Genomic DNA, 23,017 nt, shown 5'->3' with positions numbered 1-23,017 from the left:
TTATCTTATTCGCTTCCTGATAAAAATCTGGTATCCCAGGTAAATCAATGGTAGTGACATGACTCCGAGATATAAAATATTACTCATGGCCAGCTGCGGGTGTAATACAATAGAATATACAAGCCCGAAAAATGCTCCTCCAAGATGGGCAGCATGTCCCAGGTTGTCCCATTGTTTAGGGTTCAGCATCATGTAAACAGAATATCCGAAATACAATGTCCCAAATAACCATCCCGGTAAGAAGTTTACACTGATCTCATTCGGAGCCATCGCAATGGATGCAAAAATAATTCCTGAAACAGCTCCTGAAGCTCCGATAGCGGAATACCAAGGCTGTTTCTGGTAAATCTGTAAGCTAAATAGGTTTCCAAGAATCATTGATCCGAAATAGATAATCAAGAATCCAACTTTTCCAAAAAAGTGAACCACCACTCCCTGAAAGAAGTATAGGGAAAGCATATTAAAAAACAGGTGCATAAAATCTGCATGCAAAAATGCAGAACTTATCAGCCTTATATATTCTTTACGGTTGGTAATTGCTCCAACATTGAATTTATATTTTTCAAATAAAACGGTATTATTGAACCCCATGTAACTGAATACACAAGTAACGGCAATAATAATCAAAACAAATATATCCATCTGATGTTTTTATTTACTGTTAAATAGAAGCTGGTATCTCCTACTCGGCTTCATTTTCTTCTTCACCCTGGAAAAGATCTCCGATGATTCCTCCATCTTCATCCATATCCCCGGCTGGTTCCGGATCTTCATATACTTCCGGCTCTTCTTCTACAGGTTCGGGAATTGTAATATTAATGGCTTTTATCTTAAATTTCGTAAACTGATTTCCTATCGCTTTTATTCCTTTTATGGTAATAAATTCGTCGATATTAATGGTTTCCGGATCCCGTTCTTTCCCTTTATCTTTTGCAAAAATAATTTCTGCCGTTACATCATTGGCAACGATGACATTCTCTATGAATGAATTCGGATGTTCAGATGGCATAAAGGTCTGTACATTCACTGTATTTTCCAGCAGGAATCTTTTGATAAAATAGATCTGCTTTTCACCATCATAATAAATACAAGTAATGGGCTGCTCAGGCTTCCATTTTTCCAATACCAGATAATCATCATCAAAACGGTTTCCTAAATCAAAAGAAACTAGCTTTACTTCTCCATTGGTATTGATTGTTAATATCTTATCATCTCCTTTGAAACTGCCCAATAAGGTACCCCTTACATCAGCATTCAGTCTTCTTACCGTATCATCAAACCAGATTCTTCTTGGAGCCAGTGTAGAAACGCCTTCTTCTTTAAGGTCTACCTTCTTCACTGCATATTTGGTCACCAGGTTTCCTTTAGAATCACGTCCTTTAATCGCAAGATCAGAGAAATTGATCTCCATTTTATTCTTTCTGATTCTAGGATTTGGCTTTAAAAGAACTGTAACGGTTTCTGCTTCTCCATTCGGGTTGGCTGAAAAGTATAATGTTTCTGAACCTTTTTTATCTGAAGCTAACGGATAGTCTGTATTTCTGGTAACCCCGGTTACAGAGAAACGTTTCATGTAATAAGGACCTTCCCTGCCTTCACGGTAGATCATGTTGTACACAGTTCGCTTGTCATTTTTCTTCCATATGGCAACGTGGAGAATATCTTTTCCGATAAATGTTTTAGCTTCCACCTTTACCACCTTCATGCTGCCGTCTTTTCTGAAAGTAATGATATCATCAATATCTGAACAATCAAACATATACTGATCTTTCTTCAATGATGTTCCGATAAAGCCTTCTTCAAAATTAGCATAGAACTTCTCATTGGCAACAGCTACTTTGGTTGCATCAATGGTATCAAAGATTCTAAGTTCTGTTTTTCTCTGTCTATCTTTTCCGTATTTTTTCTGGATATTCAGATAATACTCAATAGCATAGGCTATCAGATTGGCAAGATGATGTTTTACCTGCTCTATTTTACCTTCAAGAGAGGCTATATTTTCTTTAAATTTATCTAAATCAAATCTCGAAATTCTCTTGATCCTGATCTCGGTTAATCTTAAAAGATCTTCTTCTGTCACTGCTCTTAAAAGATGCTTGGTATGAGGCTTCAATCCTTTGTCGATGGTTTTCAAAACATCTTCCCAGGTTTTCACTTCTTCAATATCATGATAGATCCTGTTTTCGATGAAAATCCTTTCCAGTGAAGAGAAATGCCAGCTTTCCTGAAGCTCATGAAGTTCTATTTCAAGTTCTTTTTTCAGCAATGATACCGTATGATCCGTATTCATTTTCAGAATATCAGAAACATTCATAAACATTGGTTTATCACCAACAATCACACAGGCATTCGGCGAGATTGTTACCTGGCAGTCTGTAAAGGCATACAGGGCATCAATCGTTTTATCCGGAGATACGTCGTTGTGAATATGAATCAGGATCTCAACCTTATCGGAAGTGTTATCTTCAATTTTCTTGATCTTGATCTTTCCTTTCTCATTGGCTTTTAGGATAGAATCGATTAGGTCACTCGTTGTTTTGGAATAAGGAAGTTCAGAGATTACCAACAGGTGTTTGTCTGTTTGGGTGATTTTAGCTCTGGCTCTTACCTTTCCGCCTCTGTGACCATCATTGTATTCTGATACATCCAGGTAACCCGCTGTTAAAAAGTCCGGATAAATCTCAAATTTCTTTCCTTTTAAATAAGCTACAGATGCATTGATAAGCTCATTGAAGTTATGCGGAAGAATCTTTGTGGAAAGTCCTACTCCAATTCCTTCCACCCCTTGAGCAAGAAGTAATGGAAATTTTACAGGAAGATCAACGGGTTCATTATTTCTACCGTCATAGGATTTTGTCCATTCCGTAGTTTTAGGATTAAAGACTACTTCCAGGGCAAAAGGAGTCAGCCTGGCTTCAATATACCTCGCTGCCGCAGCAGAATCTCCTGTGTAGATATTCCCCCAGTTTCCCTGGGTATCAATCAGTAATTCTTTCTGTCCTACCTGCACCATGGCATCTGTAATAGATGCATCCCCGTGAGGGTGATACTTCATGGTATTTCCCACGATATTGGCCACTTTATTGTAACGGCCATCTTCCAGTTCCCGCATAGAGTGCATAATTCTTCGCTGAACCGGTTTTAACCCGTCAAACACCGAAGGAATTGCCCTATCCAAAATTACATAGGAAGCATAATCCAGAAACCAGTCTTTATAAAGGCCGGAAACTTTCTTTAAGCTTTCACCCTCATGCGAATATTCTTCTGTCGTCATCTGTTATATTAATCTTTTTTCTCTTTATTAGCTTTTACTACTTTATTCAGAGAGAGTTTTAAATCGTTTACTTCTTTTCTGGTCAGGTAAGAAATCTGGTACTTTAACATAGTAGAACCATTATTCTTACTTGAGACGGTAATGTATAATCTTTTGATAAAGAAAATACGAACTACGTCATATTTTATAAGTTTATATTTCGGAAACTCATCGTGAAGAGGTTTGCTTAAAAAAGGAATGATATTCCTGTTTTTAAAATGCAGTGCTTCACCGTCACTGTCATATTCAAAAATCTGTCGTCCGTTAAGATGAAAGGTAATCAACAGCAATATGGGAACAATTATCATCATATAGCTTTCATTGCCTAGCGTATGAAATCTATATTTATTAACTAAAAATCCTGCAATTCCAAACACGACCATCATCATCAACAGCGTGCTTATAAAGTTATAAAATGATGCTTTACTACGGTTACTTAATCTCATTGTGATTCTTATATGGTGCTCATCAGGTATTAGCTGCTTACTTCATCAAGAATGTGTTTTTTATCAATATCAGAATCATCTTCCACCACTAAGTTCTCAAGGATAAAAGTTTGTCTGTCTGGTGTATTTTTTCCCATATAAAACTCCAGTAGCTGATCTATAGTCTGATCTTTTCCAATTACTACCGGTTCTAAACGGATATCTTTTCCGATGAAATGCTTAAATTCATCCGGAGAAATTTCCCCTAATCCTTTAAATCGTGTAATTTCAGGATTTTTCCCAAGTTCATTCAAGGCTTTTACCCGTTCTGCTTCTGAATAACAATATCTTGTCTCTTTTTTATTTCTAACCCTGAATAATGGGGTCTGAAGGATATAAAGGTGATTATTTTTAATCAGATCCGGGAAAAATTGCAGGAAGAAGGTAATCATCAACAAACGGATGTGCATTCCATCAACATCGGCATCCGTTGCAATAATTACTTGATTGTATCTCAGGTCTTCCAAACTTTCTTCAATATTCAAAGCAGCCTGAAGAAGGTTAAACTCTTCATTTTCATACACCACTTTCTTCGTCAATCCATAGCAGTTCAGCGGCTTTCCTTTTAATGAGAATACCGCCTGTGTTTCTACATCTCTTGATTTGGTGATAGATCCTGATGCAGAATCTCCCTCGGTAATAAAAATCTGTGAATCTCCTTTTCTCTCAGCTTTCTGATCGTTATAATGCTGTCTGCAGTCACGAAGTTTCTTATTATGCAGAGATACTTTTTTAGCTCTTTCTCTTGCCAGCTTCTGGATTCCGGAAAGTTCTTTTCTCTCTCTCTCAGAGATCAGAATTTTTCTTTGGATGGCCTCAGCTATTTCAGGGTTTTTATGTAGGAAATTATCAAGCTTACTTTTAAGAAAATCAATAATAAAAGTCCTTACGGTAGGTCCGTTAGGTCCCATATCATTAGATCCCAGCTTTGTTTTGGTCTGGGATTCGAAAACCGGTTCTTCTACATTGATGGAAATGGCTGCAATGATTGATTTCCTAATATCGGAAGCATCAAAATTCTTATTGAAAAACTCACGGATCGTTTTCACATAGGCTTCACGGAAAGCATTAAGGTGCGTACCCCCCTGTGTTGTATTCTGTCCGTTAACGAATGAAAAATAAGTTTCCGTTTGTGATTTATCAGAATGGGTAATTGCCAATTCAATATCCTCCCCTTTTAAATGAACAATCGGATAAAGAATATCACTTTCCAGTTCTTCCTCTAAAAGGTCTTTCAGACCATTTTCAGAAAAATAGGTTTCCCCGTTGAATACTATTTTCAATCCCGGATTCAGATAGGCATAATTCCGGAGCATTCTTTCGATATACTCTTTTCTGTATTTGAAATGCAGGAAGATGTCTCCATCCGGAATAAATGAAATTTCGGTTCCGTTTCTGTCCGAGGTTTCTTTTTCATCAAAGTTCTCTTTGATCATCCCGCGGGAGAATTCCGCCACCTTCATTTTCCCATCACGGAAAGAACGTACTCTGAAATAGTCTGAAAGGGCATTTACAGCTTTTGTACCCACCCCGTTCAGTCCGACAGATTTTTTAAATGCTTTACTGTCGTATTTACCTCCGGTATTCATTTTGGAAACGGCATCTACTACCTTCCCCAACGGAATTCCACGGCCAAAGTCACGAATAGTGACCTTTCCGTCATCCAGTTTTATTTCAATTCTTTTACCGGATCTCATCCTGAACTCATCAATGGAGTTATCCAGGATTTCTTTAAGTAAAATGTAAATACCATCATCAGCAGAGGACCCGTCACCGAGCTTCCCGATGTACATTCCGGGGCGCAGACGGATATGTTCCTGCCAATCGAGGGTTCTGATATTATCTTCCGAGTAGGTTGGATTTATTTCTTGTGACATATATGATTTCAGCAAACATACAAAAGTACGAAATTGTCCAAAATTATCCGAATTTTAATCTTCATTTTTTTATCAACATTCTTCCTGAAATCAAGATTATCATCACAAAAAAGTAGACTTAATTGAATGAAATATAAAAGGGTAAATGTCTGTGTTCCGACACTTACCCTCTGAAATTATTATGCCGCACTTTCCAGCTTGCCTATTATATTTTTAAGCATAGCCGGAACAATGAGCTTATGAAACGGCCGTACTGGTAAAAAGTACAATACTCCCAGCCAGTTATGGAACTTTACTGTAGTGGAAATTGTTAAAGAATTTTCATCCTGTCCACCCTGGTTCTTATCAAACAAAAGAGAAATTCTGAAATCCAGATGTTTATCATCTTCACCAAGAATAATTTCATTGCTGGTTTTATCAAGAACCTTAAAAATACCTATACACTCTCCTACCTCACAGGTAAAGCTGTCGGCATCTTTCTCCGGATCAGTCTCTGCACCTGTTTTCAAACCAAATAATCCTACCATCTTATTCCTGATAGCAAACATTTTCTTCCCCCATTTTGGTCCACTTGTAAAAAAAGCTTTCCCTATTTGTGTAATATTGAAATTCTGCCCGTTTCCTACCAGTCCACCTTCAAAACTATCCATATAATCAAACTTTTCTCTTCCTTGAGACAAAATAGATCTTGCAGGAAACTCAATCTTCTTAATTTTCATGATCATTGGTTTTATATTATTTTTAGCATAACAAATATAAGCATCACTGAACATATTTAAAAGCAAAAGTTCTATTTTTTCAAACAATTGTTTAAATTATTTTTTTCTGATAAAAATGGACAGTGATTTGTTGGAAAATCGCGAAAACGCCAAGTTCTTTTAAATTCATGCAGTTGTAGTGTGCAAGATTTTTATCTCCGAAAAAATGCTGTACTGTAAAATGTACTTCCGTAATGGCCACGAATTCACGAATGATTTTTATTAATGTATAAAATATGATGATGAAAATATTTTGAAAGCTTTCCTTGCTGAGAACCTTGGATCCTCTTGCGCCTTAAAAACAATCTTTATTATTAATTCTTTGCGCCATTGCATTTTCCAACCTAAAAAACTCTCGCAGATTTTGCTGATTACGCAGATATTTAAATGCCACAAATAGCGTCATTGATGCATATATCTATGAGTACATAACCTAAAAAAGTAACTTTTACTGCATTAGAAACATTGATAAGAATAGAAGTATTTAAATGAACAGCGCTTTAAATAATTCATTAAATTCGGGATCAACAAAATCTGTTTTTATGATACAACTTCCTTTATCGAAGCTTTCCAATGTAGGAACTACTATTTTCAGCCAAATGACGCAGCTTGCCAATGAAAACGAGGCAATTAATCTTTCTCAGGGATTTCCTGATTTCATGCCGGATTCCGAGTTATTAAACCATGTAGATCACTTTGTAAAAAAAGGGTTCAATCAATATGCTCCATTGGGAGGAATGATTGGTTTAAAGGAAGAAATAGCCAGAAAAATAGAAAACAGTCATCAAAGCACCTATCATCCGGATTCAGAAATTACGGTGACCGCAGGGGGAACTCAAGCTATTTTTACCGCTATTGCTGCTTTTATCAAGAAAGATGATGAAGTGATTATTTTTGAGCCTGCTTATGACTGTTATGAACCTACTGTAGAGCTTTTTGGAGGTATTGTAAAACGATTTGAAATGAAAGCTCCTGATTATCAAATCGACTGGACTGCTGTAAAGAGTCTGGTAAGTGATAAAACCAAAATGATTATTCTCAACAATCCGAATAATCCATCAGGAAAAATCTTAAAAGAAGAAGATATCAATGCGCTGATCCAATTGGTCAAAGGGACTTCGATCCTTATTTTAAGTGATGAAGTCTATGAGAATATTGTTTTTGACGGGAAACAGCATTTAAGTATCTGTAAATATCCTGAACTTAAAGAAAGAAGTCTTCTTGTAGCCTCATTTGGAAAGCTTTTCCATGTTACAGGCTGGAAAGTAGGATATTGTGCCGCTCCCAAAGCCTTAACAGATGAGTTCAGAAAAGTACATCAGTTCAATGTTTTTTGTGTAAACACTCCTATTCAACTTGCTTTAGCGGAGTATATGAAAAACGATGAACATTACCTTTATCTTAATCAATTCTTTCAGGAAAAAAGAGATTTCCTAAGACAAGGACTTGCTGGAACATCCTTCGAGTTGCTAGATTGTGAAGGAACTTATTTCCAGGCAGTAAAATATTCTAAAATCTCAGATAAAAATGATTTTGATTTCGCCAGTGAACTGACCATCAACCATAAGGTGGCAAGTGTTCCGTTTTCATCATTTTACAAAAACAAACTCAATGAAAATGTGATCCGTTTATGTTTTGCCAAGAAAGAGGAAACATTAGAGAAAGCACTTGAAAACCTTTCAAGAGTATAATCATTTTCAAAATCCATTTGAATTTTTTATTTATCCATAGAGAACCAGTTTTCAACTCTAAACAAGACATAACCCTATTAACATTTTTCTTCAACAGGTGATTTACTGTTGAAACTTTTCATATATTCGTATAACTAACTCATTAAAAATCAGAATTATGAAAAAACAAACTTCTCTACAAGCCAAAAAGCTTTCTAAAAAGGAATTAAAAACCATTGCAGGAGGTCTGCTGGACTGTATGCCTGCTCAGGAAATATGCCTTCCTCATATGGAGCCCTGCCATTCGAATGTTGACGAGAATGGCTGCGCCATGATTTCTCCTTATTGTGGACAAAAAATATGCAGACCTTAAGAATCTCCAATTTATTAAAATCTATATTATGAAAAACAACATTCAACTGAACGGAAGAAAATTAAACAAAAAGCAATTGAGTACCATCAAAGGCGGATTAAGAATCTGCAGACCGGAAGGCTTTACAGAATGTAAACAATATGGAAAGTTCTGTGCTGAACCTGAATGTAAAATTCCTTTTTAATCTACATTTATAAAGTTCTTAATTATATTTAGAAAGTCTATCCCTGGTTTGAGATAGACTTTTATTTTTTTGCATTACTATTTCCAGGCAAGACCACAACATCTGTATTAATTTGAGAAAGTCATAAAACTTATTTTTTTCTCTAAAATGGGATTTACAATTAATGTTTTCCGTATATTCGTTAATATGTAACTCTCTAAATATCAAACCATGAACAATCAAAATTTAAACAGAGGAAAGAAATTAGCCAAGAAAGAACTGAAAATGATAACAGGAGGAGGAGAAGTAAGATGTAAAATCTACGGAGACTATTGTTATTATCATGGGCCAGGATGCAAGGAACAAGAATGTCAACTTCCCATTCCTGTTGATCCGATTGACTAGTAGTCTAAAAAAATAAAAAAACCGGTATGCATGACCGGTTTTTTATTTGTCTTGTTTGAAAAATTCAGAGAAGTGAATAGGTAATCATTTTTTTCTTTATTAAAGAAACATTCCTCCTGAAGCTTCAATTCTCTGTCCATTGATCCAGCCAGCATCATCGGTACAAAGAAAAGCCACTACTCCACCAATATCATCAGGAAGTCCTACTCTGCCTAAAGCAGTAGAACCAGCTACCATATCATTGATTTCTTTATTGTCTCTTACTCTTCCGCCACCGAAATCGGTTTCAATAGCTCCCGGAGCAATTACATTAGCCTTTATTTTTCTTGATCCCAATTCTTTGGCCATATATTTAGTCAGCATTTCCACTCCTGCTTTTATAGAACCATAGACTGATGAGCCGGGTGTTGCAAATCTTGCCAGTCCTGAAGAGATATTAATAATCCCGCCACCATCATTGATGAATGGCAATAATTTTTGAGTTAAGAAAAATACTCCTTTGAAATGAATATCCAGCATATCCTCCATCTGCTCTTCCGTAACCTCTGTAATCGGAGCATATAAAGCTGTTCCTGCATTATTGACAAGATAATCAATATGGGAATTTCCCGTAGCCTCTTTTAAGTGATCAGTAACTTCTTTCACAAATGCATCAAAGCTTTTACGGTCTTTTGTATCCAGCTGAAATGCGGCTCCCTTTCTACCCAAAGCTTTTATTTCATTAACTACAGCTTCTGCTTCTTCTTTATTGCTTCTATACGTAATGATAACATCCAGTCCTTTTTGGGCAATTTTAAGGGCTGAATTTTTACCCAAGCCACGACTTCCTCCGGTTACCAATGCTATTTTTGTTTTTGCTTCCATATTTTTGGTTGTTTTAGTGATACAAAGTTGGAATATTTCCATCAGAAAGAGTTTACCTGAATCAATCCGAAATTTGCAAAATTCAAATCATGAACGAAATTCTAAAGGAGTATATGACGTTTTTCTTTTAAAAAAGTTTGAAAAATGGGCTATTTCTTCAAAACCAAGCGTGTAAGAAATTTCAGATACATTCCATTGGGTTTGTCTTAAAAGGATTTTTGCCTCCTGAATGATACGGTCACCGATAAATTCCGTAGTCGTTTTTCCAGTGCTTTCTTTTAGTCTTTTATTGAGATAATTAACGTGCACAGACAATCTTTCAGCATAGTCATTGGCTGCTCTCAATTGTAACCGCTGTTCTCTTGATTCAATAGGAAACTGCCTTTCCAGTAATTCTATAAATAAAGACACCACCCTCATAGAAGCATCTTTTGAAACTGAAATTTTTGTAGCAGGCTGCAGCTTTTGACCATAATGAATCAGCTCCCATACGTAATTCCTGATCAAATCATACTTAAATAGATAATCTGAATCTATTTCCTTTTTTACTTTTTTAAAAAGAAGTTCTATTTCATCAGCCAATTCATCCTCAATTTCAAATATAGGCACCGCTCCCGGTTGAAAAATAGGCAGAGTTTCCAAGGAATTATAAGAAGCTTCTTTCATGAAAAAATCTTCAGTAAATACACAAAAACTTCCAGATTGCTGCCCATCTTCAGGAATCCAATGGTAAGGGACTTTAGGAGTAGCAAACAGCAACGCATTTTTTTCTATGGTAATGGTCTTATCGGCGTATTCGGCTCTGTTTTTTCCTCTAATCAAACTGATTTTGTAATATTTCCGCCTGTTATAAGGCATTTCGGAAGTGCTTCTTACTTTTTCAAGGGTTTGAGCGATATCGAATACATTAAAATGTCCAATATCTTTGTGGAGACCTTTAGGAAAAATATCCTCAAGGCTTTTCCCCAGTTTGGCTGTCATTTCCCTATAAAAATCCTCTAATGAAGAGTGAGCTATTGTCTCCATAATCAACAAGTTGTAAAATTCAAATATACAAAGTTGATTTTTAATAAAAACAAAATATTTATTACATTTTTTCTACAGAAAGTGATTTACGAATAAATATTTTTACTACATTCGTATAAAACTAACCTACTAAAAATCAGAACCATGAAGAAAAAAATTTCACAATTCGGGAAAAAGCTGAATAAGAAAGAGCTTACCACGATTAAAGGAGGACTTCTTAATTGTATGGAACCAGTACTTTGTCCAACTCCCTATGAACCCTGTGAGTCACCATATCCCAACGGCTGCACCATTATTTCACCTGTCTGCGGACAAAAAGAATGCAGACCAGCACCCATCACTATAGAGTAATCATCAAACTTCTTAAAATTAATACTATGAATAACGGTAAAAAACTGAACAAAAAGGAATTAAAATCCATCAAAGGTGGATTACAGATGTGTCTTGATCCAGAAACGGGACGTTGCATCGCTAACGGAATACGATGCGCAGAAAGAGAGTGCAGATATGCACCTGAACCTCCTTTTCCTTTTTAAAAGATAATAATCTAACATTTAAAAATCATAATCATGAAAAGTCAAAACTTAAACAACGGGAAAAAACTCAACAAAAGAGAATTAAGAAGTATTACAGGAGGATTAAGGCAATGTATAGACCCTATGACTGGTCAATGCAGAGCTTTCGGTCTGGGATGCGCAGAACCACAATGCAGACCTATATTGGAACCATAAGAACATATATCCTTTAAGAAAACTATGGAAAACCCAACCTCAAACAATCCTAAAAACTAAGTAAAAGGGAATTACGAGTGATCATGGGAGGATTAATGAGATGTATTGCCCTATTTACCGGCCAATGCAAAACAGCAAGTAAAAGCTGTGGAGAAAGAGAATGCAGACCTGATCCAATTGTTCCTTAGTTTCATTAACGATTCACACAATTCAATGACTATGAATAAAGGAAAGAAATTAGATAAGAAAGCGTTAAAAACCATTATGGGCGGATCATACTCTTGTATAGATTATAAAACCGGCCGATGTATGATAACAGGAACAGGATGCACCGAAAGGGAGTGCTGGTATGTACCTGAACCACCATTTGACTAAACATCAACCTTTTGTTATTTTTATAATTTGAGCACTTTCACTTGTTTGAAAGTGCTTTTGTTTTTTGTACATGAAATATCAGATTATTTTAAATAACATATCCACCAACCACTTTAAGCACCCACTTTCCGTTTTCATAATCTGCAGAATAATCATTTTTATAGAAAGCTCCTGCTTTATAAATATAAAAACTGTTCGGGTTCTTTTTATTTTTCTGTATTGGAGAAATTGTTTCTTCAATAATGTCAGCAACTTTGGTGTAATATGTTTGCTTCTTTTTGTCTTCAGGTACAAATAATACCTTTTGAGGAGGATTGATTTGATGAAAATATTCACAGTCTGTTTGATAGACCTGAAATTCATAATCCAACTTTTCAGCCCCTACAAAAGTATCGGAAACCAGTTGATTATAAAGACGGGTGAATTTGTTATCTGATGATCTGAACATAGGGTTCTTATCCTCAAAATCATTGATTCCATCACCATCTGTATCTTTTTCATGGGGATTGAGTCCAAAACTATTCTCAAAAATATCATTGTAACCATCCTGATCGGAATCCTGTATTAGATCTTTCAGTTTAATTTTAAACAATTTGCCATCTTCAATCACTGAATAGTTTTTGTACCCACCACGATCAATAGGATTATCGATTTTCACCAGACTTCCTTCAATATGGAGGTAATCTCCCTCAACAATCAGATTCCGCTGAATTTTATTGAAATAATACAGGTTTGGACTGAGCCCTAAAAAATAGACAGAAGGTTTATTATTTTCAATTTTTAGCAACCAGTATCCAAGTCCGTTCATCCCAAGTCCATATAAGGTATTTTCAGACTTTTGTTTTGCAAAACATACAAACTGATCAGAAAACTTTTCATCAAATACTGTATTGCTAGTTTCAGTTGTTTCACCCTTTTCTCCAAACTCCGCTATTGGAAGACGAAATTCGGCTCTGTCTGTTTTAAAGTCCCGGTATGTAGTAAGATTGGTAATTTCTAGATAATTAGGTTTTTCTGCAAGAATTTGTTTTAGCGTATAAGATTGGGGATCTCCAACCTGTATCACAACATCTTCAGTATTCATCTTATCTATGAAGCACTTATCTTCAATAGGCTTTGAACATGAAAAAAAGAAGACAATAATCGTAAAATAAATAATTTTCATAGTACAGTTTTTCTCACAAAAGCAAAAAACGCTCCCAAATTATATTATGGAAGCGCTTTTTTATAAACTAACTTTAATATTTTTTCTTATACATTGAATCTAAAGTGCATGATGTCACCATCCTGAACGATATATTCTTTACCTTCTACAGAAAGTTTTCCAGCTTCTTTTACTTTTACTTCTGAACCATATGTCATATAGTCATTATACTTAATAACTTCTGCACGAATGAATCCTTTTTCAAAGTCTGTGTGGATTACCCCAGCTGCCTGAGGAGCTGTCCATCCTTGTCCGATAGTCCAAGCTCTTACTTCTTTTACTCCAGCTGTAAAATACGTTTGAAGTTTTAAAAGATCATAAGCTTTTCTGATCAAACGGTTTACTCCCGGTTCTGTAAGACCTAGCTCATCAAGGAAAATTTCTCTTTCTTCGAAAGTTTCAAGTTCGTTGATGTCAGCTTCGATCTGAGCAGCTAATACTACTACTTCTGCTCCTTCATTTTTAGCCATTTCTTCGATCTTTCCAATCCATTCGTTTCCGTTTTTGATAGAATTTTCATCTACATTACAAACGTAAAGTACCGGTTTATTGGTTAAAAGCTGAACTTCAGCAATGATTGACTTTGTAAAATCATCCATCGCAAATTCTCTTGCATTTTTCCCATCTTCAAGAAATTTCTGTAAATTCTGAAGGGTTTCGTAAGTAAGGATATCTTCTTTCTTACCGGATTTGATGAATTTTTTAGCTTTTTCAACTGCTTTTCCTACTGTTTCAAGGTCTTTCAACTGAAGCTCAATATCAATAATTTCTTTATCTCTTAAAGGATCTACTGAACCTTCTACGTGAACGATATTTCCGTTATCAAAACATCTTAAGACGTGGATGATTGCCTCACACTCACGGATGTTTGCCAGGAACTGGTTCCCCAATCCTTCTCCTTTGCTGGCACCTTTTACAAGACCGGCAATATCAACGATTTCAACTACAGCTGGTAAAACTCTTTCAGGCTTTACGATTTTCTCCAGTTCAAACAATCTCTGGTCCGGTACTGAAACTGTTCCCAGGTTTGGTTCAATGGTACAGAAAGGATAGTTCGCTGATTGAGCTTTTGCATTGCTCAGACAGTTAAAAAGTGTTGATTTACCTACATTCGGAAGGCCTACAATTCCACATTTCATATTGTAAAATTCAAAGTTTAAGGTTTAAGGTTGGAAGTTCAAGGTTTAAGGTTCAATGTTTTTCACCTTAGTTGTTGATTTATGAACTTTCAGCGTGCAAAGATAGTGAATTTTAAGAGAGTTTCATAATAAAAAAATCTGTCAGCATTCTGACAGATTTTCAAACAGTTTTTACTTCACCGATGATTTTTATGGATTATTTCCGGTAGCTTCCTGAGCCAGAGGAACATCATTCGGTGCTGACTGCATTGCCATATCCAGAGTGAATAATGATTCGTCTGTAGCACGGTCTCCGCCTGCAATTTTTAATTTATCAATTAAGTTTTGGGCCAGTGTTTCTTCTTCGATCTGTTCCTGTACAAACCACTGCATAAAATTCCATGTTGCCCAGTCTTTTTCTTCCATGGCAAGGTCTACGATTTTATAAATGGCGGTGGTATTGTCTACCTCATGTTTGAAAACCCCGTCAAAACACGCAGTAAGGCTTTTGGGATCAGCTGGAGGAGCAGGAATCGCTGCTACTTTTGGCTTTCCGCCTCTGTTTAAAATGTACTCCATGAATTTGATCGAATGGTTTCTTTCTTCCTGAGAATGACGGTAAAGAAAATTAGCAATACCCTGATAGCCTTTGTCATCGGCCCAAATTCCATACGATAGAAAAACGTGTGATGCATGAATTTCTTTGTTCATCTGGTCACTAAGTGCTTTTTCCACTTTTGCGGAAAGTCTGTTAGTATTCATAAATGTTATATTTTGGTGATTATGAAACTAATCATGCAAAAATGATTCCGCTAAGGTTTTTAATTTACTTAAAACCAATTCAAACCAAGATATATCATACTGATTTTCTTTATTTTAAGCTAATAATTTATAGTTATTCTAAAATAAAACGGCATAAAATTTTTGCAATTTTCTTAACCAAAAGATTTTTAACACTTTAGTTATTGGAATTGGAAAGTTCTACGCCTAGAATGTTCACTTAAGTGTTTACAATCTTTGATTTCCATCGATTGATTTAACAAGTTGCGTTTAGCTTCTTTCAGAATGACAAAAGCTATAGATAAATTAAATGTTAGATTTTCTCGGATCAATTCCAAAAGCTGGAGATAAGGATATTTTTATTTAAGCGCAACCTTCACAAAAGCTTCAAATAATCTCTTTTTGCTTTGGTTCCAGGCTTTGAAACTGATTCATCTTCTCTGTGCAAAGGTTCAAATAAAAAGATAAAAAAAGGGTTCAACTTTAAGTTAAACCCTTTTATATTTATTAAAACTTTAATGACCTTTACAATATGGTCTTTAGTTTTTCTTTATTTGACTTTTTTTGCCATATAATCACTTTCGTTTCCTAATCTGTCAATAGCTTTGATCGCTACTCCATTCAACTTTTTACCATTTTTGAACTTAGGAACATCTTTAAAAAGGGTATCCAATGGTAAAATTTCTGTTTGCCATACTCCGTCATACTGGCTGAAAAGTACCCACTGAAAAACTTCTGAAGCATTTTTTGTACTCCATCTTGTCTGTGCAAAACTTCCGTTATCACTAATAAATAAGGTGGGTGTCTGCAATGGAACGGTTTTGATCCATGGCGATTTCGGAATTAATGCTTTTTCACTGTAAGGTCCATTTTTCAGGGTCGGCAGCATTCCCGGATTTTTAGTCAATCCTGCAATACTCCAGTGGATTTCACCTGCATCATTTTTGAGGATCTTTCTGGAGATATCAATTTGGTTCTTGATTTCTGTTGGACGATCATACGTTTTAATCTCCACAGTATTCAAACCTGGCCATAGGTGACGTTTCATTGTATTTTCTGATTGCCACCAGTTTAGCAATGCTTCGAAGCCCTGCCCTTTTGAATCAATCGGCCAGTACAATTGTGGAGAAAAATAGTCTACCCAGCCTTTATTTAACCATAATTTGGCATCCGCATACAGCTCATCAAACTGAGAAGATCCTACAATTCCCGCCGGATATCCCGGCTTCCAGATTCCAAATGGGCTGATTCCAAATCTTACATTATTTTTTTCTGCATGAATTTCTTTGTAGATACGTTCTACAAATTTATTTACGTTATCTCTTCTCCAGTCTGCTCTTGATAAAGTTCCGCCATTGCTTTGATAAACATTCCATGAAGCATAGTCAGGAAAATCAGCTCCTTTGTTGTAAGTAGCATACGGATAAAAATAATCATCAAAATGAATGGCATCAATGTCATATCTTTTTACGATATCCTTTACTACATTGGATACATGATCCTGTGTTTTTGGGTTAGCCGGATCAAACCAGTACATCCCATTTTTTAATCTTACCACAATGTCAGACATTCTGTTGGCCATTGACATTTTATTGACGTTACCTCCATTGGTGTGGTGGGCACGGTAAGGATTTAACCAAACGTGTAATTCCAGTCCTCTTTTGTGAGCTTCTTCGATCCAGAATAATAACGGATCATAGTTTGGATAAGGTGCTGATCCTGTTTCTCCGGTTAAAAAGTAAGACCAAGGTTCTATATTACTTGTATATAAAGCATCTGCAGAAGGTCTGATCTGAAAAATAGCAGCATTAAAGTTATTATCTTTCAGCATATCCAGCATACTGATAGCTTCTTCTTTCTGTTGCTCTACTGTAAGATTGTTTTTAGATGGCCAGTTGATATTGGCAACACTGGCAATCCAAGCACCACGGAATTCTCTGTTAATTTCAGGAAGATTGGTTCTGAATGTTTCTTCCGTTGAAGTTCCCGGTGTAGGCTTTACTGCTACAGGAGGTTTTGGCTGATTGGTAGTATTATTGGTATTAGGTTTTGTTGTATTTTTAACAGGAGGGGTCTTTGTTACATTGTTCTGAGTAGAACATGAGATGCTGTAAGACGCTAGAACTCCCATTAAAACGATAAGTTTTAGTTTACTCATTTTCATAGCCGCAAAACTACTTTAAATTAAATTTTAATACTTTGGATATTGTTGTGAAAAAATAAACATTTTTTCCTATTCTTTAGAAAAAAAGCCTCGAAAAATTCGAGGCTTTTCTATATGATATTGATTGTAAATCGAAATGATTACGCTTTCGCTGATCTTTCAACTCTTTTTCTTTCTTCTTCAGAAAGGATTTTCTTTCTCATTCTGATGAAGTTTGGAGTTACCTCGATCGCTTCGTCAGCCTGGATATATTCCATACACTCTTCAAGAGAGAATAAGATTTTTGGTGCAACCCCTGTATCTTTATCTTTTCCAGAAGCTCTCATGTTGTTCAACTGTTTTGCTTCTACGATGTTTACTACAAGATCTCCAGGTTTATTTTGCTCTCCAATGATCATCCCTGTGTAGATTTCCTCACCCGGATCAACAAAGAACTTACCTCTGTCTTGTAATTTAGCGATAGAATATTCTGTAGCAGGACCTGTAGTTTTGCTGATCAATACCCCATTGTTTCTTCCTGGAATAGCTCCTTTGAAAGGCTTATATTCTGTGAAACGGTGAGCCATGATAGCTTCCCCAGCAGTAGCAGTCAGCATTTGAGAACGAAGTCCGATCAAACCTCTTGAAGGAATCTCGAATTCCATGTGCTGCATTTCTCCTTTTGTTTCCATAATGTGAAGGTCACCTTTTCTCTGAGTTGCCAAGTCGATAACTCTTGATGCGTATTCTTCAGGAACGTCAACTACTAAAGATTCGTAAGGCTCACAGCTTACTCCGTCAATTTCTCTTAGGATAACCTGTGGCTGACCGATTGTCATTTCATATCCTTCTCTTCTCATTGTTTCAATCAAAACAGATAAGTGAAGAATACCTCTACCGAATACCAAGAACGTGTTAGCATCATCAGTTTGTTGAACTCTTAATGCTAAGTTTTTCTCTAATTCTTTAGTTAATCTTTCTTTTAGGTGGTTAGAAGTAACATATTTACCGTCTTTACCGAAGAAAGGTGAATTGTTGATAGAGAACGTCATGTTCAATGTAGGCTCATCAATTGCTGTTCTTTCCAATGGTTCAGGATTTTCAAGATCTACGAAAGAGTCACCGATCTGGAATGCATCGAAACCTACTACAGCACAGATATCTCCAGCTTGAACTTCAGTTACTTTTTTCTTTCCTAATCCTTCGAAAACGTAAAGTTCTTTTACTTTACCTTTCAACACTTTTCCATCTGCCTGTGCAAGACCAATCCATTGAGATTCTTTGATCTCTCCTCTTGTTACTTTTCCGATTGCAATTCTTCCTAAGAAAGAAGAGAAATCAAGAGAAGTAATCTGCATCTGAAGGTTCCCTTCAGTTACTTTTGGAGCTGGTACATGTTCTAAGATACCATCTAATAATGGTAAAATATCTTCAGTTTGTTCTAATGAAGTGTTGAACCAACCTTGCTTAGAAGAACCGTAGAATGTTGGGAAATCTAATTGCTCTTCAGTAGCTTCAAGGTTGAAGAATAAATCAAATACCTGGTCGTGAACTTCGTCCGGACGGCAGTTTGGTTTATCTACTTTATTGATAACCACTAATGGTCTCAATCCTAATTCTAAAGCTTTCTGAAGTACGAATCTTGTTTGTGGCATTGGTCCTTCGAACGCATCCACCAACAGGATAACTCCGTCAGCCATTTTTAATACTCTCTCTACTTCTCCACCGAAATCCGCGTGACCAGGAGTATCAATTACGTTAATTTTAGTGTCTTTATAAGTAACAGAAATATTCTTGGATAAGATGGTGATCCCTCTTTCTCTTTCAAGATCATTGTTATCCATAATTAATTCTCCACTCTCCTGATTTTCTCTGAAAATGTTGGTTGCGTGGATGATTTTGTCAACCAAAGTCGTTTTCCCGTGGTCAACGTGTGCGATAATCGCAATATTTCTAATGTTTTGCATATAGGATTTTTACGAGTGCAAAAATAGTGATTTTTAATGAAAAACAATTTTATTGGATAAATAATTAACATTCTGTTTAAAATACACGTTTACAGAGGTATAAAAAAAGAGTGTTGAAAAAACACTCTTAAACGGTTATGGACATAAAGACGAATCACATGGATCAACTGCCGGTGCATCTCCACAAATAATGGACATTTCATCACAATTACTTGAAGATCCTGTAGGCCATCCCCATCTCAATGTACAAGTATCGGGATCCTTACATCTCACCATTCCTTTTGCAATTCCTCCTGTCAGTGTTTTCATTTCACTTCTGGTAATTTTTCTTACATTTTTCATAGTTATATTGTTTTTGTTGTTGAATGATAAATGTAAGAAAAAACTGAATTCAAAAAATATTTTTTAATCATAACTCACTTAAAATCTAGCTCTTTACACTATTCTATAATAAAATATTACACGTCAAGTTCTGTCGCTACTCTATTTTATCTTTGTCTCAATACATTCTAGCAAGAGTATTTCCTATTTATTAATCACCAAAAACAAAAAAAAATGACAAACAATTTAAATCTCTTAACCATTGATGCTTTTTTTTCATCTTCAGATCCTGCTTTGGATCTTAACATTGTAAGTTTGATTGATTCTTTCAGTGGTGAAGTTGCCAATTTTAAAAAACAAGATCTTCCTGTTCCTGACGGGAAATACCTATACCGTATTAAAAAAAACGGCAATGGTCCGGTTTCATACTATAAAAGAATTATTACTGATGATATTTCTATTACAATTGCAGATGTTCGTGGAGATGGTATGACCGATGATTCCGTTGAAATCCAAAAGCTGATTGATGAAATGGAAGCCGGACAGGTTCTGAAGCTTGATAACAGGAGATATATGCTTTATCAGCCTTTGCAGATCAATAAAGCCATTAAAATTACAGGTTCCTCTACTAAAAGTCAATTAGATTTACCTCCTTTTCTTATAACCAATAATAATCATGGTATTATCATTAACGCATACAAGACTGTTATTAATGGGCAAGAGATTACAATCAATGCTTCTGGTACTGTTTTGGAAGGATTCGGAATTTATAATGCAACTCTTTACACAACAACCCCTAATAGTTTTACAGGTATTAAAATAATCGGAACACCGAAGGTTCATGCTTATGATATTATTTTAAAAGATCTTGCCATCAATGGTTATCAAACAGGACTGGAAGCAAATTATCTTTGGTCTTCCCAAATTCAGACTATAAAAATTGGTAATTGCAAGACAGGAATGCATATCAAAAACAATTCCGTGAACAATGAAATTTCCAACAATACCAGCATTTCGATAGATGTCAAAGTAATAAACCAGCAAACAGGAGAGGAAGAACTTATAGATATACCTGACAGTAAAGGTATCTTTTTTGACGGAGGCACTTCACAAGAAGGCTGGAGAATTATTGATACTTTTATCTTTAATGTTTATCAGGGAATTTACGCTGAAAAAACTTCTCACGTTAATGTACTCAACAGTATGATTGATTTCTGCAGACATATTGGAATTGTGATTGGAGCAGAGAGCCATAACTGGAATATTAACAGTAATTACATTGCACTTTCCCACCCCGGATACGGAATCTATTTAGCCAATAGCGTCAAGAATTCTTCATTTACAAGAGGAAATAAAATTATTGACAATGATATATTAATTTACGACAATGCAATACCGGATGACACCTCCATTGGCGTTAATATTATGGGAAAAGAATCTCTTTATGATGATGTAAGGGGAAATTCGATTAAAAATTTCAAAGTATATGATATCAGAGCAGATTCCGGATTAAAGACAACCATTACCCACAATAAATGCTTATCTGACATTAGTCCCAATATTACAGGTAATTTTATTACCAATGACAACCTGGGAACGGTTTACTATCAAAACTTGAATGATTCTCTTCATTTGGGAAAAGTAAAAATAACTTATGCAGATACTTTTCCTTCGGTTTCTTCTCCTGACTGGAAGCGAGGTGATATTATTCTGAATACCGGTCCTTCTGTTAATATGCCAATTGGGTGGGTCAATACAACTGATGGAACGAATACATGGAAGCCATTTGGTATTATTAACAATTAATAAAAAAACAGCCATTAAGGCTGTTTTTTTATCAATCAATGTCTTATTAGCCTGTACAATAATACAACATCAATTAAAAGCACTATGAAAAATTTTACAAGAAAAGATTTTTTGGAAACTTTATGGTTGAAAATAATCATTCCTGCAGCAGCACCTACAATCCCTATCAATGAAAGACCTAAAAGGACATTCTCAGAAATCCGCCACTGATGTCTTTTGGCCTGCAGTTTATCAAATCCGAAAACGCCAAAGGTAATAAGGTTAGTGATTAACAGAAAAGGAATCATTATAAAATTAATTTCCTGCAAAAATAAGTTTAATTTATACATAGAGAAAGCCATCTGGTTAATGTCTTTTTTCCTACGTAATATTTGTACGGTTTATCAGAATAAGTTTCTTTAAATTTGCCACCCATAAAAAATGAATCAATGACAGTACATGATTTGGCAGGTACCTATTCTATCAAAGGAAGCAATCAGGAATCATCTGACCAGGTTTCTTATCAGGGTACATTAACTTTATCTGTTGATGAAAATGCCCGCATCATTGCCCAATGGATCATTGGCGATCATATACAAAACGGAACAGGGTTTTATAAAGACCGGATTTTAGTTCTTAACTTTAATTATGAAGGTGATGACTGCAAAACCTATAAAGGTGTAGCGGTGTACCGTTGTCTGAGCCAGGACATATTGGATGGATTCTGGTCTGAAAAACATGGCAACCCTCTTTACCTGGGAAGTGAATATTGTGTACGTACTCAAAACTCATGGATTTTTAATTAATTTTATCTCGCATAGTTAATTAGATACTGTATATCTTCTAAAAAAATCTAAAATTTTATAAGATCATCCATCATCAAGGCCCGGAATTTTAAATTCCGGGCCTTCTATAATCATATATTTTTTGGGGACATTATAAACCTTGCCCTACATGTTTTCCTTCTTTAAACTCTTCTACCATCTTAGCATTAAAGGCCGGAAGGTCTTTTGGAGTTCTACTGGTTACCAGACCATTATCCACCACAACTTCACGATCTTCCCAATGGGCTCCGGCATTGATTAAATCTCTACTGATTGATTTCACAGAAGTCATATTCCTTCCATTCACGACTTTTGCATTGATGAGAATCTGCGGTGCGTGGCAAATTGCTGCAACAGGTTTATTTTGTATAAAAAAATCTCTTACAAATGCCAATGCCTGTCCATTTGTTCTTAACTGATCCGGATTGATAACGCCACCGGGCAAAACCAAAGCATCGTATTCAGAAGCATTCACTTCAGCCAGTGTTTTGTCAACATGGTATTCTTTTCCCCAATCTTTTTCAGCCCATGATCGGATTGTTCCTCCTTCAGGGCTTACCACATGAGCAGTCCACCCCTGTTGTTCCAAATACTCTTTAGGCGATTGGAGTTCGCTTTCTTCAAAACCGTTAGTAGCGAGAATTGCAATTTTTTTTGACATGATATTATGATTTTGGATGTTATCTTTATATAGAAAGAAAAAATAATGCCGTCCAGGTGTTATCAAATCTTAAAAAAATTAAAGATCGCCTATTAAAAAAGGGTAATAGGCCACTTTTATCATTTGAATAGGGTATAAAATCCATTACACAACCCATTTCATTAGGGAAAAGAA

The 23,017-nt window shown here is 35.7% G+C and carries 25 protein-coding genes; 10 read left to right on the top strand and 15 right to left on the bottom strand.

Features of this window, described 5'->3' with window-relative positions; translation table 11 throughout:
• The 5 genes from EG344_RS20410 to EG344_RS20390 form a co-directional block, all read right to left on the bottom strand.
• The gene (locus EG344_RS20410; RefSeq protein ID WP_123911171.1) at window positions 1-642 is read right to left on the bottom strand and encodes a rhomboid family intramembrane serine protease; all 642 of its coding nucleotides are present in this window, start codon (window positions 640-642) and stop codon (window positions 1-3) included.
• A 40-nt stretch (window positions 643-682) separates the two neighbouring features.
• Window positions 683-3,274, bottom strand: a complete 2,592-nt coding sequence (locus tag EG344_RS20405; RefSeq protein ID WP_123911170.1) for a DNA gyrase/topoisomerase IV subunit A — start codon at window positions 3,272-3,274, stop codon at window positions 683-685.
• Window positions 3,275-3,282: 8 nt separating this feature from the next.
• A complete protein-coding gene (locus EG344_RS20400) occupies window positions 3,283-3,759 on the bottom strand; it encodes a hypothetical protein (RefSeq protein ID WP_123911169.1) in 477 nt (158 codons plus the stop codon).
• 29 nt (window positions 3,760-3,788) lie between these two features.
• On the bottom strand, window positions 3,789-5,675 hold the full coding sequence (locus EG344_RS20395) for a DNA topoisomerase IV subunit B (RefSeq protein WP_123911168.1): 1,887 nt from the start codon (window positions 5,673-5,675) through the stop codon (window positions 3,789-3,791).
• A 179-nt stretch (window positions 5,676-5,854) separates the two neighbouring features.
• Window positions 5,855-6,394: a DUF2867 domain-containing protein gene (locus EG344_RS20390; RefSeq protein WP_123911167.1), complete on the bottom strand. Its 540-nt coding sequence runs from the start codon at window positions 6,392-6,394 to the stop codon at window positions 5,855-5,857.
• A 581-nt stretch (window positions 6,395-6,975) separates the two neighbouring features.
• Here EG344_RS20390 and EG344_RS20385 point away from each other — a divergent pair.
• From EG344_RS20385 to EG344_RS24090, 4 genes are all read left to right on the top strand, one after another.
• Complete coding sequence (locus tag EG344_RS20385; RefSeq protein WP_123911166.1) at window positions 6,976-8,124, top strand: methionine aminotransferase; 1,149 nt, start codon at window positions 6,976-6,978, stop codon at window positions 8,122-8,124.
• A 157-nt stretch (window positions 8,125-8,281) separates the two neighbouring features.
• Window positions 8,282-8,476: a bacteriocin gene (locus EG344_RS20380; RefSeq protein ID WP_123911165.1), complete on the top strand. Its 195-nt coding sequence runs from the start codon at window positions 8,282-8,284 to the stop codon at window positions 8,474-8,476.
• A 28-nt stretch (window positions 8,477-8,504) separates the two neighbouring features.
• Window positions 8,505-8,660, top strand: coding sequence for a hypothetical protein (locus EG344_RS24095; protein ID WP_164464483.1), 156 nt, complete (start codon window positions 8,505-8,507; stop codon window positions 8,658-8,660).
• Between the two features lie 210 nt (window positions 8,661-8,870).
• On the top strand, window positions 8,871-9,044 hold the full coding sequence (locus EG344_RS24090) for a hypothetical protein (protein WP_164464482.1): 174 nt from the start codon (window positions 8,871-8,873) through the stop codon (window positions 9,042-9,044).
• A 99-nt stretch (window positions 9,045-9,143) separates the two neighbouring features.
• Here EG344_RS24090 and EG344_RS20375 read toward each other — a convergent pair whose 3' ends face one another.
• A complete protein-coding gene (locus EG344_RS20375; RefSeq protein WP_123911862.1) occupies window positions 9,144-9,908 on the bottom strand; it encodes an SDR family NAD(P)-dependent oxidoreductase in 765 nt (254 codons plus the stop codon).
• An 87-nt stretch (window positions 9,909-9,995) separates the two neighbouring features.
• On the bottom strand, window positions 9,996-10,934 hold the full coding sequence (locus tag EG344_RS20370; protein ID WP_123911164.1) for a helix-turn-helix domain-containing protein: 939 nt from the start codon (window positions 10,932-10,934) through the stop codon (window positions 9,996-9,998).
• 144 nt (window positions 10,935-11,078) lie between these two features.
• On the opposite strand from EG344_RS20370, the gene EG344_RS20365 reads away from it, so the two are divergent.
• The 4 genes from EG344_RS20365 (at window position 11,079) to EG344_RS24145 (ending at window position 12,040) form a co-directional block, all read left to right on the top strand.
• Entirely contained in the window at window positions 11,079-11,285 is a 207-nt protein-coding gene (locus EG344_RS20365) for a hypothetical protein (protein WP_123911163.1), read from the top strand.
• A 26-nt stretch (window positions 11,286-11,311) separates the two neighbouring features.
• Window positions 11,312-11,470, top strand: coding sequence for a bacteriocin (locus EG344_RS20360; RefSeq protein WP_123911162.1), 159 nt, complete (start codon window positions 11,312-11,314; stop codon window positions 11,468-11,470).
• Window positions 11,471-11,503: 33 nt separating this feature from the next.
• A complete protein-coding gene (locus EG344_RS24085) occupies window positions 11,504-11,665 on the top strand; it encodes a hypothetical protein (protein WP_164464481.1) in 162 nt (53 codons plus the stop codon).
• Window positions 11,666-11,770: 105 nt separating this feature from the next.
• Window positions 11,771-12,040: a hypothetical protein gene (locus EG344_RS24145; protein ID WP_185145572.1), complete on the top strand. Its 270-nt coding sequence runs from the start codon at window positions 11,771-11,773 to the stop codon at window positions 12,038-12,040.
• An 88-nt stretch (window positions 12,041-12,128) separates the two neighbouring features.
• Here the strand turns inward: EG344_RS24145 and EG344_RS20350 are convergent, their stop codons facing one another.
• The 6 genes from EG344_RS20350 to EG344_RS20325 form a co-directional block, all read right to left on the bottom strand.
• Window positions 12,129-13,205 (bottom strand): hypothetical protein, encoded by a 1,077-nt coding sequence (locus EG344_RS20350; RefSeq protein WP_123911161.1) that lies wholly within the window; start codon window positions 13,203-13,205, stop codon window positions 12,129-12,131.
• A gap of 86 nt (window positions 13,206-13,291) precedes the next feature.
• The gene (gene ychF, locus EG344_RS20345) at window positions 13,292-14,383 is read right to left on the bottom strand and encodes a redox-regulated ATPase YchF (RefSeq protein ID WP_123911160.1); all 1,092 of its coding nucleotides are present in this window, start codon (window positions 14,381-14,383) and stop codon (window positions 13,292-13,294) included.
• A 189-nt stretch (window positions 14,384-14,572) separates the two neighbouring features.
• Entirely contained in the window at window positions 14,573-15,124 is a 552-nt protein-coding gene (locus EG344_RS20340; RefSeq protein ID WP_123911159.1) for a ferritin, read from the bottom strand.
• A gap of 568 nt (window positions 15,125-15,692) precedes the next feature.
• Window positions 15,693-17,306: a glycoside hydrolase family 10 protein gene (locus EG344_RS20335; protein ID WP_123911158.1), complete on the bottom strand. Its 1,614-nt coding sequence runs from the start codon at window positions 17,304-17,306 to the stop codon at window positions 15,693-15,695.
• A 140-nt stretch (window positions 17,307-17,446) separates the two neighbouring features.
• Window positions 17,447-19,252 carry a translational GTPase TypA gene (gene typA / locus EG344_RS20330; protein ID WP_068943644.1) on the bottom strand — a complete coding sequence of 602 codons (1,806 nt, stop codon included), beginning with the start codon at window positions 19,250-19,252 and terminating at the stop codon, window positions 17,447-17,449.
• 135 nt (window positions 19,253-19,387) lie between these two features.
• Window positions 19,388-19,594 (bottom strand): bacteriocin-like protein, encoded by a 207-nt coding sequence (locus EG344_RS20325; RefSeq protein ID WP_123911157.1) that lies wholly within the window; start codon window positions 19,592-19,594, stop codon window positions 19,388-19,390.
• Between the two features lie 213 nt (window positions 19,595-19,807).
• Here EG344_RS20325 and EG344_RS20320 point away from each other — a divergent pair, with 213 nt between their 5' ends.
• Complete coding sequence (locus EG344_RS20320; protein WP_123911156.1) at window positions 19,808-21,379, top strand: right-handed parallel beta-helix repeat-containing protein; 1,572 nt, start codon at window positions 19,808-19,810, stop codon at window positions 21,377-21,379.
• Between the two features lie 35 nt (window positions 21,380-21,414).
• On the opposite strand, the gene EG344_RS20315 is transcribed toward EG344_RS20320, so the two are convergent.
• Complete coding sequence (locus EG344_RS20315; RefSeq protein WP_123911155.1) at window positions 21,415-21,666, bottom strand: DUF1294 domain-containing protein; 252 nt, start codon at window positions 21,664-21,666, stop codon at window positions 21,415-21,417.
• 141 nt (window positions 21,667-21,807) lie between these two features.
• On the opposite strand from EG344_RS20315, the gene EG344_RS20310 reads away from it, so the two are divergent.
• The gene (locus tag EG344_RS20310) at window positions 21,808-22,164 is read left to right on the top strand and encodes a hypothetical protein (RefSeq protein ID WP_123911154.1); all 357 of its coding nucleotides are present in this window, start codon (window positions 21,808-21,810) and stop codon (window positions 22,162-22,164) included.
• A gap of 130 nt (window positions 22,165-22,294) precedes the next feature.
• On the opposite strand, the gene EG344_RS20305 is transcribed toward EG344_RS20310, so the two are convergent.
• Window positions 22,295-22,843 (bottom strand): type 1 glutamine amidotransferase domain-containing protein, encoded by a 549-nt coding sequence (locus EG344_RS20305; RefSeq protein WP_123911153.1) that lies wholly within the window; start codon window positions 22,841-22,843, stop codon window positions 22,295-22,297.
• Window positions 22,844-23,017: the final 174 nt, after the last annotated feature.

This window comes from Chryseobacterium sp. G0162, from assembly GCF_003815715.1.
Taxonomy (GTDB): Bacteria; Bacteroidota; Bacteroidia; order Flavobacteriales; family Weeksellaceae; genus Chryseobacterium.
Note: the sequence above shows the minus strand (reverse complement) of the source record. Positions and strands in the feature narration are given on the sequence as shown.

Coding starts and splice junctions, on each gene's coding strand:
- EG344_RS20410 (WP_123911171.1), bottom strand. CDS start 642: ATGGATATATTTGTTTTGATTATTATTGCCGTTACTTGTGTATTCAGT.
- EG344_RS20405 (WP_123911170.1), bottom strand. CDS start 3,274: ATGACGACAGAAGAATATTCGCATGAGGGTGAAAGCTTAAAGAAAGTT.
- EG344_RS20400 (WP_123911169.1), bottom strand. CDS start 3,759: ATGAGATTAAGTAACCGTAGTAAAGCATCATTTTATAACTTTATAAGC.
- EG344_RS20395 (WP_123911168.1), bottom strand. CDS start 5,675: ATGTCACAAGAAATAAATCCAACCTACTCGGAAGATAATATCAGAACC.
- EG344_RS20390 (WP_123911167.1), bottom strand. CDS start 6,394: ATGAAAATTAAGAAGATTGAGTTTCCTGCAAGATCTATTTTGTCTCAA.
- EG344_RS20385 (WP_123911166.1), top strand. CDS start 6,976: ATGATACAACTTCCTTTATCGAAGCTTTCCAATGTAGGAACTACTATT.
- EG344_RS20380 (WP_123911165.1), top strand. CDS start 8,282: ATGAAAAAACAAACTTCTCTACAAGCCAAAAAGCTTTCTAAAAAGGAA.
- EG344_RS24095 (WP_164464483.1), top strand. CDS start 8,505: ATGAAAAACAACATTCAACTGAACGGAAGAAAATTAAACAAAAAGCAA.
- EG344_RS24090 (WP_164464482.1), top strand. CDS start 8,871: ATGAACAATCAAAATTTAAACAGAGGAAAGAAATTAGCCAAGAAAGAA.
- EG344_RS20375 (WP_123911862.1), bottom strand. CDS start 9,908: ATGGAAGCAAAAACAAAAATAGCATTGGTAACCGGAGGAAGTCGTGGC.
- EG344_RS20370 (WP_123911164.1), bottom strand. CDS start 10,934: ATGGAGACAATAGCTCACTCTTCATTAGAGGATTTTTATAGGGAAATG.
- EG344_RS20365 (WP_123911163.1), top strand. CDS start 11,079: ATGAAGAAAAAAATTTCACAATTCGGGAAAAAGCTGAATAAGAAAGAG.
- EG344_RS20360 (WP_123911162.1), top strand. CDS start 11,312: ATGAATAACGGTAAAAAACTGAACAAAAAGGAATTAAAATCCATCAAA.
- EG344_RS24085 (WP_164464481.1), top strand. CDS start 11,504: ATGAAAAGTCAAAACTTAAACAACGGGAAAAAACTCAACAAAAGAGAA.
- EG344_RS20350 (WP_123911161.1), bottom strand. CDS start 13,205: ATGAAAATTATTTATTTTACGATTATTGTCTTCTTTTTTTCATGTTCA.
- ychF (WP_123911160.1), bottom strand. CDS start 14,383: ATGAAATGTGGAATTGTAGGCCTTCCGAATGTAGGTAAATCAACACTT.
- EG344_RS20340 (WP_123911159.1), bottom strand. CDS start 15,124: ATGAATACTAACAGACTTTCCGCAAAAGTGGAAAAAGCACTTAGTGAC.
- EG344_RS20335 (WP_123911158.1), bottom strand. CDS start 17,306: ATGAAAATGAGTAAACTAAAACTTATCGTTTTAATGGGAGTTCTAGCG.
- typA (WP_068943644.1), bottom strand. CDS start 19,252: ATGCAAAACATTAGAAATATTGCGATTATCGCACACGTTGACCACGGG.
- EG344_RS20325 (WP_123911157.1), bottom strand. CDS start 19,594: ATGAAAAATGTAAGAAAAATTACCAGAAGTGAAATGAAAACACTGACA.
- EG344_RS20320 (WP_123911156.1), top strand. CDS start 19,808: ATGACAAACAATTTAAATCTCTTAACCATTGATGCTTTTTTTTCATCT.
- EG344_RS20315 (WP_123911155.1), bottom strand. CDS start 21,666: ATGATTCCTTTTCTGTTAATCACTAACCTTATTACCTTTGGCGTTTTC.
- EG344_RS20310 (WP_123911154.1), top strand. CDS start 21,808: ATGACAGTACATGATTTGGCAGGTACCTATTCTATCAAAGGAAGCAAT.
- EG344_RS20305 (WP_123911153.1), bottom strand. CDS start 22,843: ATGTCAAAAAAAATTGCAATTCTCGCTACTAACGGTTTTGAAGAAAGC.